General features: G+C 45.8%; 14 protein-coding genes and 1 riboswitch. Of the genes, 4 read left to right on the forward strand and 10 right to left on the reverse strand.

From position 1 onward, the window contains the following. Nucleotides 1-43: 43 nt before the first annotated feature. The 3 genes from bamE to ESE_RS0109095 all read left to right on the forward strand — a co-directional run bounded on the left by bamE (nt 44) and on the right by ESE_RS0109095 (nt 1,690). A complete protein-coding gene (gene bamE / locus ESE_RS11635; RefSeq protein WP_010374089.1) occupies nt 44-661 on the forward strand; it encodes an outer membrane protein assembly factor BamE domain-containing protein in 618 nt (205 codons plus the stop codon). Nucleotides 662-1,039: 378 nt separating this feature from the next. Beyond that, on the forward strand, nt 1,040-1,315 hold the full coding sequence (locus ESE_RS0109090; RefSeq protein ID WP_010374091.1) for a membrane protein: 276 nt from the start codon (nt 1,040-1,042) through the stop codon (nt 1,313-1,315). Between the two features lie 9 nt (nt 1,316-1,324). Beyond that, nucleotides 1,325-1,690, forward strand: a complete 366-nt coding sequence (locus tag ESE_RS0109095) for a TIGR02328 family protein (RefSeq protein ID WP_010374093.1) — start codon at nt 1,325-1,327, stop codon at nt 1,688-1,690. A 35-nt stretch (nt 1,691-1,725) separates the two neighbouring features. Here ESE_RS0109095 and ESE_RS0109100 read toward each other — a convergent pair whose 3' ends face one another. Beyond that, complete coding sequence (locus tag ESE_RS0109100) at nt 1,726-1,926, reverse strand: hypothetical protein (RefSeq protein WP_010374095.1); 201 nt, start codon at nt 1,924-1,926, stop codon at nt 1,726-1,728. Nucleotides 1,927-2,128: 202 nt separating this feature from the next. On the opposite strand from ESE_RS0109100, the gene ESE_RS0109105 reads away from it, so the two are divergent. After that, a complete protein-coding gene (locus ESE_RS0109105) occupies nt 2,129-3,220 on the forward strand; it encodes a site-specific integrase (protein ID WP_010374097.1) in 1,092 nt (363 codons plus the stop codon). A gap of 172 nt (nt 3,221-3,392) precedes the next feature. On the opposite strand, the gene ESE_RS0109110 is transcribed toward ESE_RS0109105, so the two are convergent. The 9 genes from ESE_RS0109110 to alr all read right to left on the reverse strand — a co-directional run bounded on the left by ESE_RS0109110 (nt 3,393) and on the right by alr (nt 12,638). Continuing rightward, the gene (locus ESE_RS0109110; RefSeq protein ID WP_010374099.1) at nt 3,393-4,127 is read right to left on the reverse strand and encodes a gamma-glutamyl-gamma-aminobutyrate hydrolase family protein; all 735 of its coding nucleotides are present in this window, start codon (nt 4,125-4,127) and stop codon (nt 3,393-3,395) included. 121 nt (nt 4,128-4,248) lie between these two features. Next, on the reverse strand, nt 4,249-5,343 hold the full coding sequence (locus tag ESE_RS0109115; RefSeq protein ID WP_010374101.1) for an aspartate-semialdehyde dehydrogenase: 1,095 nt from the start codon (nt 5,341-5,343) through the stop codon (nt 4,249-4,251). Between the two features lie 102 nt (nt 5,344-5,445). Beyond that, nucleotides 5,446-6,627, reverse strand: a complete 1,182-nt coding sequence (locus tag ESE_RS0109120; protein ID WP_029237506.1) for an aminotransferase class I/II-fold pyridoxal phosphate-dependent enzyme — start codon at nt 6,625-6,627, stop codon at nt 5,446-5,448. A gap of 59 nt (nt 6,628-6,686) precedes the next feature. Further along, the gene (dapB, locus tag ESE_RS0109125; protein ID WP_010374105.1) at nt 6,687-7,427 is read right to left on the reverse strand and encodes a 4-hydroxy-tetrahydrodipicolinate reductase; all 741 of its coding nucleotides are present in this window, start codon (nt 7,425-7,427) and stop codon (nt 6,687-6,689) included. Nucleotides 7,428-7,446: 19 nt separating this feature from the next. Next, on the reverse strand, nt 7,447-8,313 hold the full coding sequence (dapA, locus tag ESE_RS0109130) for a 4-hydroxy-tetrahydrodipicolinate synthase (RefSeq protein ID WP_010374107.1): 867 nt from the start codon (nt 8,311-8,313) through the stop codon (nt 7,447-7,449). A 22-nt stretch (nt 8,314-8,335) separates the two neighbouring features. Continuing rightward, nucleotides 8,336-9,481, reverse strand: coding sequence for an N-acetyldiaminopimelate deacetylase (locus ESE_RS0109135; protein ID WP_010374110.1), 1,146 nt, complete (start codon nt 9,479-9,481; stop codon nt 8,336-8,338). A gap of 12 nt (nt 9,482-9,493) precedes the next feature. Continuing rightward, the gene (gene dapD / locus ESE_RS0109140) at nt 9,494-10,207 is read right to left on the reverse strand and encodes a 2,3,4,5-tetrahydropyridine-2,6-dicarboxylate N-acetyltransferase (RefSeq protein WP_010374112.1); all 714 of its coding nucleotides are present in this window, start codon (nt 10,205-10,207) and stop codon (nt 9,494-9,496) included. A 15-nt stretch (nt 10,208-10,222) separates the two neighbouring features. Next, nucleotides 10,223-11,509: a diaminopimelate decarboxylase gene (lysA, locus tag ESE_RS0109145; RefSeq protein WP_010374113.1), complete on the reverse strand. Its 1,287-nt coding sequence runs from the start codon at nt 11,507-11,509 to the stop codon at nt 10,223-10,225. Between the two features lie 13 nt (nt 11,510-11,522). Continuing rightward, a complete protein-coding gene (alr, locus tag ESE_RS0109150; RefSeq protein ID WP_010374115.1) occupies nt 11,523-12,638 on the reverse strand; it encodes an alanine racemase in 1,116 nt (371 codons plus the stop codon). 122 nt (nt 12,639-12,760) lie between these two features. Continuing rightward, nucleotides 12,761-12,931: riboswitch (Lysine riboswitch) on the reverse strand. Nucleotides 12,932-12,960: the final 29 nt, after the last annotated feature.

Consider the following 12,960-nt stretch of genomic DNA (forward strand, 5'->3'; position numbering starts at 1 on the left):
GTCCAATGCTGATTGACGTTAAAAGCTGTGTGGAGTGGGTTATATGAATTTATTTACTAAATATATTGGAATCGGTGCTGTGGCGGTCTTAGTGGGTTCGACTGCCTTGCAAGCTATCCCTCAAGTTGGAAACAACCATTTTGTTACGGTAGCTAGCGCATCTTCCAAATCTAAAATTAAAAAAGTTAAACTTGGAATGACCAAAAAGCAAGTTAAGAAAATTCTAGGTAAGCCTGATCGTGATGATAGCGGAATGCTTACATACGAAAAATACGGTTATTTGTACTTTTCAAAGGGTAAATTAACTGGTGGTGAAGACAAAAATATTCAAGCGCAAGTGACAAAGAAAAACGCTGCTAAAAAGTCATCTAAAGTAAACAAACGTCAAACACTTCTTTCGCAAGCAAAATACTTTGGAACAAAAGACGTTGAATCGATTCAAAAGGCAACCTATGCTTATGCCTCAACTGAAATTGATGGTGGAATGATGTACATGTGGAAATCAAAAGCCGGCAAGTTAATTCGAGTTGATTTGGATGAGTATGGAAAAACTGCCGTTTATAAGTATGATGATTCGAAGGATAACGGTCTTGGTGAGCAACTTTATATTGGAAAAACAATTCTTCAAAAGAAACCACGTACAACCGTTGTATACCCTTAATAAATAAAAAAACGCACACTCCCCGTCGCCAAACAAGTAGTGTGCGTATCAACCAAAACAAAACATTATAGCCCTGTTTCCATATTCAAATTGTACTAGTCAAATATCACAGATCACTACTTGACACGGTTTACTTTGCAAAAAAGAAACCGGTTATATATGAACGTTTTCGAAGTAAATGTGAAATACGAAAAAAATAACTTACCTTAAGTTGGAAATATTGTAGCATTAAGTTATCGAAAGCATCTACCGTGCATAAGCAAAAGATTTTAGGTTTCTGCGCTACCACTTTCGAGGTAACTATTACGGGTTACATTTTTTATATAGGAAACTACAACAACACAATTACTTAGAATGTTAAATTAAGGAGAAAATAACATGGAAGATAAAAAATCACTAGTTCTTATTGGTCGCATCGCTAGTGTGATGTCTGTACTGATGTACGTTTCATATATCCCACAAATCTTGGATAATCTATCAGGTCACTCAGGTGATCCAATACAGCCCTTTGTAGCTATGTTAAATTGTATCTTCTGGACTATTCACGGATTGTTTGGGTCAGACGGTCATACCCGTGACATGCCAATCGTAATTGCTAATATACCAGGAATTTTGTTTGGATTCACAGCATTCATTACTGTATTTATCCACTAGGAGGATACTATGCGATTGTGGCACGAATCTTTAATCCCTAAACTACCTCGGCAGCAATTGCTGGGGCAACATAGAGAGTGTTGTGCGCTTCGCGGCGGCGGTTGGGGTAAGAAACATGCAACTGTGAATTACGTCTTTGATCACTCACCATATAAATTATTTCAATATCACGAACTAGTAATGAATGAGATGCTAAGTCGCGGATATACACCTAACGAATTATGGTTAGACCCCTTGTACCGTGGAACTAAGGAAGCTGCTTATACTTCACTATCAAGTGAAGTTCTGACTTCTCCAATTTACCCAGAGCATGACAATATCTATTTAATTGAATGTATTGAAAATTTGAGAGAAAAAGGCATTAATATAGAATAAAAAGCCACCCGTTAAGGTAGCAAAGTACTGATGAATTATTTGAATAGATCGAAAATACTAAAGGTGGTCTTTTTATAGACTTTGTTGTAAGCCTCTTTCTTAGTATCTGTTAACCAGCCCATGCCCTTCTGACCATAACCTGGAATAATTGCCTGCTTAACTGCTCGTTTAGCCTTACCAGTTGTCCTAGCTTTAATAGAACGCATGGGACTTGGCTTCCGCATACCAAAGTTCATACTTCAAATACCTCTATCAGACAGAATACCGTTAACAATATTTTGTTATAACAAAAAATGCGCACATCCTGCGACCAAACAAGGAAATGTGCGCGTTATCCGAAACAGAACATCACTGACCCGTTTACATATTTAATTGTACCAGACCCGGGCATGTCTTTAAACTGCCTAAAATTTTTAGATAAAGGTTAGGTTTAAGCTAATGGCAGTATATAAAACCGAACATGGTTGGCGTGCTGACTTCTCATTTAAAGATGCCTCCGGCAAATATCGTAAGAAATCAAAGCGCGGGTTCAAAACAAAGAAAGAAGCTGAGGCCTGGTTGGCTGAGTATTCTATCAACCATGGCAAGCCAACCCTACAAAAAGGATCACAAATTCTTTTTACTGACTACTTTGATGAGTATGCAAAACTACACCTAGAAACTGGCATGAAAGAAGCCACCTATGAATCGTGGAGATTCCAAAAGAAGATTGTCGTTGACGTTTACTTTACAGGATTAACATTAGACCAAATCACACGACCGATGTATCAATCATTCCTAAACCATTACGCAATTGGAAAGAAAAGACAAACCGTTTCAAAACGTCATAGGTTACTAAGACTAGTTATCAATCAAGCATTTCATGATGGCTTAATTCAAAGTGACCCAACCTTCGGAGTCACGATTCCAGGGTCCGATTCAAAAGATGCATCAGAAAAATTCTTGCAACTAGATGAACTCACTACTTTAATCGAATACATTGAAAACGACGAGAAGCTCATCACATGGCGAACGGGGTTTATGGTCTATCTAATATCACTTTCCGGACTACGTGCTGGTGAAGCATTGGCCCTCACTAAAAATGACATTGATTCGGATGCACGGACAATTAACGTTAGCAAAACAAAACAATTGTCTGGTGCTGTAACAACGCCTAAAACAAAAACGTCAAATCGTACAATCGTTATGCCAAATCGTTTTTTCGATAGCTATCAGAAATTCATTGATGCCAAAGAACATTGGAACTCTGCAAACGAATTGTTTGATGGTCGCAGAACTCCAAGTGTTGTTAATAGATGGCTTGAACGATTAGAAAAAAAGCTAGGATTTGAAAATATTATATCATTGCACGGTCTACGACACTCACACGTTTCCTACCTACTATCCAGTGGAGTTGACATCAGTTATGCTTCAAAAAGGCTTGGACATTCAAACATTTCAATCACTCAAGACACATATGCACACCTACTCCAACACAAGCAACAATCAGAAGAAGACAAAACAATCACTCTCCTAGATCAGCTGGATTAGAGTACGCGCAAGATGATTTTTTGGTGCAAATCTGGTGCGAATAGTGCGAAAAAGTGCGAATTTTTCAACACTTACCGATATTTCGCGACAGATACCAACACATTTAAAATTCAATCCAGCCCAAAAAGAAAAAACGTCTAACCCCCGTTAAATCAAGGGTTTAGCCGTCATATCAACGATTATTCACATAATCAACAAAGCCTTGAAAGACACGCAAATGTGTCTTATCACGTTCGAACATCATTTCGGGATGGTATTGCACAGCGCGGACAGATGCATCCGAATTCTGATACGCTTCAACCGTCCCATCGCTCGCAAACGCAGCAGGTTGCAAATCTGCGCCCAACTGCTTAATACCTTGGTGGTGGAATGAGTTCACAATTGGATTATCACCCAACGTACCCGTCAAAAAGTTATCTGGCAATACATCCAAACGATGCGTGGGCTCATACCACTTCACTGGGAATTGGTCGTGCTTCACAATTGGATTACCATTTTCTGGCGTATATTGCGTGTCGATATCTTGAATTAGCGTGCCACCCAAGGCAACGTTAATGAGCTGGGCACCGCGGCAAATCCCCATCAAAGGCTTGTTTTGTTTACGTGCCTCTGCGACAATCGCCAACTCAAATAAGTCGCGTTGTCGGTCTGTTTCGCCCATTTGTGGCGTTGGATCTTCACCGTAAAATAGTGGTCCAACGTCTTGCCCACCAATCAAAAGGACGGCGTCTACTGAATTAACATACTCAGCCGCTTCCTCTGGTGAACCCATTGGAAAGACAACTGGTAATGCGCCAGCTTCACGTAGCGCCGCCGTATAATTTTGTTGCGTATAGTCAACGTAATTCGTTCGGTGCTTTGGATTTGGGTGGTTCAAGTGATTACTTGGAATACCAATAATTGCCATCGTTGCGTGCCCCCTGTTTCAAATATGAAACATATTATACCGCTTTCATAAGCGTATGGTTATAAAAAGGAAGTTTTTTATACTAAAAAGCCTGAGATTATCCCCAGGCTTTCCATTAGATTTAGTCCGCAAACAACTCAGCGGAACCCGCTGGTACTCGGACAAGATCAAGGGCTACCAAACGCTCTGCAATTTGCACGGCGTTCCAAGCGGCACCCTTCAACAAGTTATCAGAAACCACCCACATGTGGTAGTTGCCATCATTTTCCAAATCAGGGCGGACACGACCAACAAACGTATCACGCTTACCTTCAGCGTTAATTGGTTGTGGGTAAATTTGGTGATCCGGATCATCTTCCAAGACAACGCCAGGCGCATCCGACAATGCTTGTTGGATGCCCTTTGTGCTAGCACCATCCTTGTCGGTCACTTCAAAGTAAACTGTCTCCCCGTGACCAACTGGTACCGGTACACGAACGGCCGTGGCCGTTACCTTGATGTCCGGCGCATTCTTATCACCCAACATAATCTTCTTCGTCTCATGAATCATTTTGTACTCTTCATGCGTGTAGCCCTCATCTTCAAAGACGTCAATTTGAGGCAACAAGTTAAAGGCCAATGGGTAATGCTTCTTGTCACCCTTGGTTGGCAAAATTTCAGCCGTTTCGGTCTCACCATTCAAGTGTTGTTGCGCCTGGTTCAGCAATTCATTCCAAGCAGATTGCCCCGCCCCAGACGCAGCTTGGTAGGTTGAGACAACGACTTGCTTCAAACCGAAATTTTGACGGATTGGTTCAAGTGCGACGACCATTTGAATCGTTGAGCAGTTCGGGTTAGCAACGATTCCATTGTGTTGATAAAGGGCCTGTTCATTAACCTCGGGTACCACCAGCGGCACGTTATCGTTCATCCGCCAAAATGACGTGTTATCCACAGCCACAGCCCCACGCTTAACCGCTTCAGGCAACAAGCGGGCTGACACAGAACCGCCGGCTGATGACAAGACCAAATCAACCCCCTCAAATGATTCGGGTTGCGCTTCTTCGATCACGATATCGGAACCACGGAATTGGCGGGTTTGACCAGCTGAACGAGACGAAGCCAACAACTTCAACGACTTAACCGGAATCGTTGATTGTTCCAATTGTTGAATCAAGCGGGTACCAACCGCGCCGGTAGCTCCTAAAATTGCAACTGTGTACTCACGTTCTGACATAATATTTTCTCCTTAAATTTTAATAAAAACCCGAAATTTGGGTACATTAAAAGCACAAGCCGAAATTAATCAGTTGTGCCATTAATTATTAGTGTTTTCTCATTAACCCTTGAGGTCGACGTAATGCTTCAAGCGCACCATCGCCGTCTGCAAATCTTCAGTTGAGGCTGCGTATGATAGACGCACATAACCTTCACCACCAGCACCAAAAATTGATCCCGGTGCGATCCCAAGCTTAACGGTTTCCGCTAAGTCGTAGACAAACGCCATATCATCAGTGTTCAAGTTTGCTGGAATCTTCGCGAAAATGTAGAAGGCGCCCCCTGGTTGTGCAGCGGTAAAACCAGCCTCTGCCAGACCAGCCATTACCAAATCACGGCGCTCCTTGTAGATATCACGCATTTCAATCGCATCAGCACGCCCATGACGCAACGCTTCATTGGCCGCTGCCATCATGGGACCCGGCACTGTCGTCACCAAGAATTGGTGCATTTTACCAACGTGCGTCATCAACGCAGCCGGTCCGGCCACATAACCCACACGGTAGCCCGTCATCGCATGTGACTTTGATAATCCGCTCACCAAGATGGTTTGTTCTGGCAACAACTTCGCCATTGAAACGTGTTCGCCATCGTAAACTAACTCGGCATAGATTTCATCAGACAAGACCAACAATTGGTGTTCAGCCAAAATGTCAGCAATTGCCTGTACTTGCGCACCAGTATAAGTGACACCCGTTGGATTTGATGGGTAGTTGAACAACACGGCCTTCACATTTGGATGTTCAGCTAACGTGGCTTGTAGTTTTTCTGGCGTCAATACAAAATCAGGTGCGGTGTTGATGCCAATCACTTCCAGGCCAATGATATTAGCGATTGCTTCATACATTGGGAAAGTTGGCGTTGGGATAATAATTTCATCACCCGCATTAAACAGCGCATTCATCGTCGCGAACAACGCTTCCGAAGCACCCACCGTCACTACCACTTCGCCGTTTGGCTCGTAACGTGGTGTATCAAACCGTTCAACCAGGTAGTCACTAATTGCTTCACGTAAAGCCAAATGCCCATGTGGCGCAGCGTAGTGTGAGTCGTCTTCATCAATCGCAGCTTTGGCAGCGTCCTTAATGTGCATTGGTACAGCAAAATCAGGCTCACCAAGTGTCAACTTTAAAATGCCGTCGATGGCAGAAAACTTTTGGTCCACTACTCGAATTGGTGATGGTAAAATCTGGGCCAATCGTGTGTTAAAACGATCAGCAAGGGCAGCATTTAATTCTGGCATGTTTTTCTCCTCTGGCTCACTGGCCATCTTATTAAGTCTCACCGGACTTAGTCGCGGCTTTACAATAGTTGATCTAGGCCGACCGCCAGGCCATCCACCTGCGTGACGTTACGAATTGCTAAGGCAACGCCCCCCATGAACGATTCACGCGTGAATGATGTTTGCTTGAGTCGTAATGTTTCCCCGGGTGCCCCGAAGATAACTTCTTCCTCGGCCACATAGCCAGGTAAACGCATCGCATGAACCGGCACCTGGTCGATTGCTTCCCCACGAGCAGCATCTGCTCGATACTGGGTCACTGGTTTAGCCTTACGAGCCGCCGCAATGCGACTTGCGGTCGCCCGGGCCGTCCCAGACGGTGAATCCACCTTATTGGGGTTATGAATTTCTAGCACTTCCGCATCCGGGAAATATTGCGCTGCTTTTTCAGCAAATTGCATCAACAACACCGCTGATAACGAAAAATTAGGTACGATAATCGCATGGCGCGCATACTTTTCAGCTAGATGGCGAAGTTGTGAAACTTGATCGGCTGCCAAGCCACTTGTCCCAACCACTAAATCAAAGCCGTGTGACAACGCATAAGTGGCATTGTCGAAGGCTGATTCGGGTAACGTCACATCTACCCAAACATCTGCTATGACATCAATTTCGTCTAATTCTGTAAAAACCGGTACTGTCGCCTCGTGCGGGGTCCGACCTAGAATACCAACCAACGTCAAATCAGCCTGTTCGGCCAACATATTTTGGATGGCTACTCCCATTTTACCAAATCCGCCCGCTAGAAATACGGTTGTCATAAAAATTCCTCTCTCATCTTTACGCAAGATGTGCAATGACATCTGCCGTTTCATGTTCATCCAAAGGCAAAATTGGCAAGCGCGTTCGGTTTTGCACCTCGCCCTTTTCCGCCAAAACCGCCTTAACTGGTGCTGGCGAAGGGTAACTAAATAGCGTATTCATCCGTGGTGTTAACCACCGTTGCAACTGACCCGCCTTACCTAGATCACCATCATGGAACGCCAAGAACAAGTCGCGCATTTCAGGACTATACAGGTGTGCCGCCACTGAAATTGTGCCAGTCGCCCCAATCGCCTTTGCCGCTAACGTCTGAGCATCCTCACCGGTATAGACAGCAAAATCTGCTGGTGTATGGTCAACCAAGTACGCCAAATCATCAATGCTTGTGACTTGCTTGACGGCATTGATATTTGGATGCTGCGCTAATGTCACCACACTGTCATTTGTTAGACCAACCGCTGAACGACCTGGAATGTTATACAGCATGACTGGTACAGCCGACGCATCCGCAATCGCCGTAAAGTGGGCTAACATCCCCTTCTGACTTGGTTTATTGTAGTATGGCGTCACGGCCAAAATGGCATCTACCCCAGGTATCGCACTAACTTCGGCAGCCAATGCGACTGATTGGGCTGTGTTATTATCACCGACGTTCGCAATCACTGGCCCGCGGGTCCCCACCTTTGCAGCAAAGTAAGCATATAAAGCTAGTTTTTCTTCATGCGTCAAGGTTGGTGACTCACCAGTGGTACCGCCAATGACAAATCCTTGGGTACCTTCGGCTAACAATCGTTCGGTCAACGAATCCAACGCTGGATAATCAATCGTATCTTCTGCTGTAAAAGGCGTAATAATCGCCGTAATCAGCTCAACTTCATCATACATATCAGTTGCCTCTTCTTATTATTTATTGCATCATTCGCCAATTTAAGTAACCAACCATTGCGTCAACACCTGGTTGCAAGGCGGCCTCATCAGGCGACAATCCGGCATTATGAAGCGCATGGGTTGGATCACCAACCCCTAACCAAAACATCGTACCTGGGAATTTTTGTAGTAAGAAGCCAAAATCTTCACCAGTCATCGCCGGCGCAATTTCTGAAAAATCAACATCCGTTGCCTGGGTCATATAAGTCATGAATAGCGCTGTTGTCGTGTCGTCATTTTCAACCGGCATGTAGCCCCCTTGAATTAACTGCAAATCAGCCGTCACACCGGTTGCCAGTGCCACCCCCGCCACAATATCGCGCACACGTTGTTGCATCATTTCGATATCCTGCTGGTGGAAGGCCCGAATCGTTCCATCTAAATGGGCGGTTTCGGCAATCACATTACCGACTATCCCGGCGTGAAAAGTGCCTAATGTCACCACACCACCGTGAACTGGATCGACATTGCGTGACACAATCGTTTGCACTTGATTGACAAACATCGCACCCGCGACCACTGCATCGACGGCTTCATGTGGGTAAGCAGCGTGACCGCCTTTACCTGTAAAGGTTACATGAATCTCAGTCGTCCCCGCAAACAATGTCCCTTGACGCGTCGCAATTTGCCCAGTTGGCAAACCGGGATGATCATGTAAGCCATAAAACTCATCCGGGCGCCATTCATCAGTAAACACACCCAAATCGTACGCCCGTTTACCACCATAATCAGCTTCTTCAGCTGGTTGGAAAAAGAAAATCAGATTATCTTTCGGCTGATGCTGGGTAAAGTACGCTAAAATACCTAACCCCACTGTCATATGCATATCATGACCGCACGCATGCATCAGACCCGCATGTTCTGATGCAAATGGTAACCCCGTGGCCTCAGTAATTGGCAACGCATCAATGTCCGCCCGATACCCAATTGTTCGTTGTGGATCGGTTCCAGCGACGCGAACAAGCAACGCCGTTGGTAGTTCAGGTATTTCACGTATTGTGACCCATGGTTGCTGCCATTGCATGACCAACTGTTTCAAATACTGGTGTGTCTGCGTTTCGTGTAACGCCAACTCTGGGATGCGGTGCAAGTCACGCCGGACTTGTTTTAAATCAATCGGCGTCATGTCAGCACCTCGTTAATCCAGGTTCCGCAAGGCGTCGACCAAGGCCGTCTTGCCTTCCGTTTGCGCATCAATGTCCTTAATGACACGTGCTGGCACACCAGCTACAACTGTATGGGCTGGCACATCCTTAGTGACAATCGCGCCGGCCGCAACAACAGCCCCGTCACCAACTTGCACACCTTCGATCACTACCGCATTCGCACCGACGAGAACGTTATCACCAATCGTCACCGGCGTTGCTGAGGCTGGCTCAACTACCCCGGCCAAGACAGCACCCGCGCCGATGTGACTATGCGCGCCGACAATTGCGCGTCCGCCTAGCACAGCACCCATATCAATCATGGTTCCTGGGCCAATTTCGGCCCCAATATTAATAATGGCCCCCATCATAATGACCGCATTATCGCCAATTTCCACCTGTTCGCGAATCACCGCGCCCGGTTCGATTCGGGCCTTCACACCATCATAGTTCAACAATGGCACCCCTGAATTGCGGGCTAATAACTCAACGTGTTGCGCCGTGATTTTATCAGCATTTGCGGTTAAAACCGGTGCAATCAGCGCATAGTCGCCAATCACTGTGCCCGTACGCGTTTCAATAAATGCTTGTACGTCCGTGGGCCAGGTAATATCAGTCAGTTCGCCGGCCAATGTCACCCGTGCCGGTGTTTGCTTTGGCGCATTTGCAATGAAATTAATAATCGTTTGTGCATCTAATTCTGCCATTTTTTACATTTCCTTCTATAAATAGTGTCGGTCCAAGCGAACCAAATCTGCCAATGTTTCTCGTTCCACTACGACCTTAGCTTGATCGTTTTCAACAAAGACCACGGCTGGACGCCCATTTCGGTTGTAATTTGACGCCATCGAGTAGCCATACGCTCCGGTTGCCAATACTGCTAAGACATCCCCTGGCTTTGTCTTTGGTAAGGCTTGCTCCCAAACCAACACGTCCCCCGACTCGCAATACTTACCCGCCACACGGACAACCTCATCAGAAGGCGCATCTGGCTGAGCAGCTAAGACCGCTTCATACTTCGCCTGGTACAGCGCTGGTCGAATGTTATCCCCCATGCCACCGTCGACAGCGAGATATGACCGAATGCCTGGGACATCTTTACGCGAGCCAATCGTGTAGAGACTATACCCTGCTGGTCCGACAATTGATCGACCCGGTTCGATCCAAACGGCTGGCATCTGCATGCCATATGCCGCCGCCTTTTCAGCAATCGTATCGATAATTGCTTCAACGAACGTTGCGGCTGGTAATGGTTCATCATCTGCGGTGTACCGAATGCCAAAGCCACCGCCGGCATTAATCACTTGCGGCTCGAAATCCCATTCGTGCACCAAATCCACCAACTTTGCAGCGGCCATCTGGAAACCCGTCACATCAAAAATTTGGGAACCGATATGTGCATGAACCCCCAAAACATTCAAATTAGGATCTGCCAAGGCTTGTTGCAACGCAGCTTCAGCTTGGCCACTATTAACATCGAAACCAAACTTACTATCAGTTTGACCGGTTGAAATGTAATCATGGGTGTGAGCTTCAACCCCTGGGGTAATCCGCAAGAGAATATCTTGCGTTTGCTGACGTTCTGCCAACAATTCATGCAATACCTGTAATTCATAGAAGTTATCAACAATAATCGTGCCTAAGCCATTCTCAATCGCCATCGTTAACTCTTCAACCGACTTGTTGTTACCATTAAACGACACATCCGCCATCGGAAACTTTGCCCGCAAAGCCGTATAAATTTCGCCACCGGATACGACGTCAATATGCATCCCCTCTTGGGCAGCAACTTCATACATCGCGATCGTTGCAAATGCCTTCGATGCATATGACACCGCATAATTCAGGTGACGCTCTTCAAATACGCGCTTGAAATCACGCATCTGTTGGCGCATAGCCCCCACATCATACGCGTATAGTGGTGTGCCAAAGCGTTGTGCTAATTCATTGGCATCAACACCGCCAATACTCAAATGACCTGCTGCATTTGTTTGATAAGGTGTTTGCATATTCTCTTCCCCGTTAATCTGTAATTTGTCGATAAATGCGTTCTTGTAAATTCGTTGAAATTTCCCATGGTGCTAGGTCCGTATACTGACCGACATCCTCCAAGGTATTCTCTTGTTCACCTTGCCGACCAATAATCGTGACGGTGGTGCCAATTGGTAGTTCATATGGTAATGAAATCATCATTTGATCCATCGCTAACTTCCCCACAATCGGGCGTTTCACACCGTCGACGATTACCTCAAACCCTTGTAACTTACGAGGTAAGCCATCGCCATACCCCAACGGTACCGTGCCAATCCATTCGCCTTCATGGGCGTAATAAGTATGACCATAGCTGACACCCTCACCTTCATGGCATTTTTTAACAAACACCAATTCCGTTTCCAGTGTGAGGACCGGCTCTAAATAATCATCTGAGCGCAATTCACCGCGTGACGGTTCCACACCGTAAACCACAGTACCCGCCCGAATCACATCCGTTGGCATTTCATCCGCGTGATACATCGCGGCCCCCGAGTTTGCTAAATGCACTAAAGGTGGCATTTCAATACCATCCGTTAGTGCATGCCACCGATTTAATTGTTGGTGGAAATAATCAACTTCCGGTGCATCGGCCTCAGCAAAGTGGGTCATGATGCTAGCATAGGTGAAGGCCTCGCGATGTTCATCCATAAAAGCAATCGCAGCTTCTAATTCAGTTCGCTCACGAAATCCAATGCGTCCCATACCAGTATCAACAGCTAAGTTAACTTGCAAACGTTGGCCATTAACTGGCAGATATTGTAGTGCCGCTTCCAACCACGCCAGTGATCCAACCGTTGCAATCAAATTATTTTCTGCAATTAAACGCGCGTATTGCGGTAACGTAATCCCTAAAATTAACGTTGGTTCCGTCAACCCTGCTTGACGTAACGCTAAACCTTCATCTAACAAAGCCACCGCTAAGCCATCAATGCCACCCGCAACTGCCGCTTGGCTCATCGGAATCAGGCCGAAACCATAAGCGTTGGCCTTGACTGCTAAGAACATAAATGAGGCTTGCGATGCCTGACGCACTTCTTGAATATTGTGCGTCACCGCTGCTTGTGAAATATTTAACCGGGTTGGTCGGGTAACTGCTACTACCATAACTTGTGTCCTCATTTTCATTAGTGTCACGCTAATTGTGAGGCTTTTCCGCAAAAAAGACGCTCAATTAACGGCACCATCGCACCGTCAATTGAGCGTCTCATTAAAAAACATTCATTGACTGTGACGATAGCTCCCCGCTGTTTTCACAGCGACAGTCCGATGGCTCTTAACCAAAGGCCCAACGACTCAGTTGCGCTGAATCGTTTCGGCAATGTCCCCTTTCGCTTTGCGTCGTCGCCCGTGCCGGCTCAACAAAGTTACTCATGTCGATTGCAACCTCTATCAATCATTAACGTAACATTAGAATACCCTTAAAAAA

Source organism: Weissella cibaria KACC 11862, assembly GCF_000193635.1.
Taxonomy (GTDB): Bacteria; Bacillota; Bacilli; order Lactobacillales; family Lactobacillaceae; genus Weissella; species Weissella cibaria.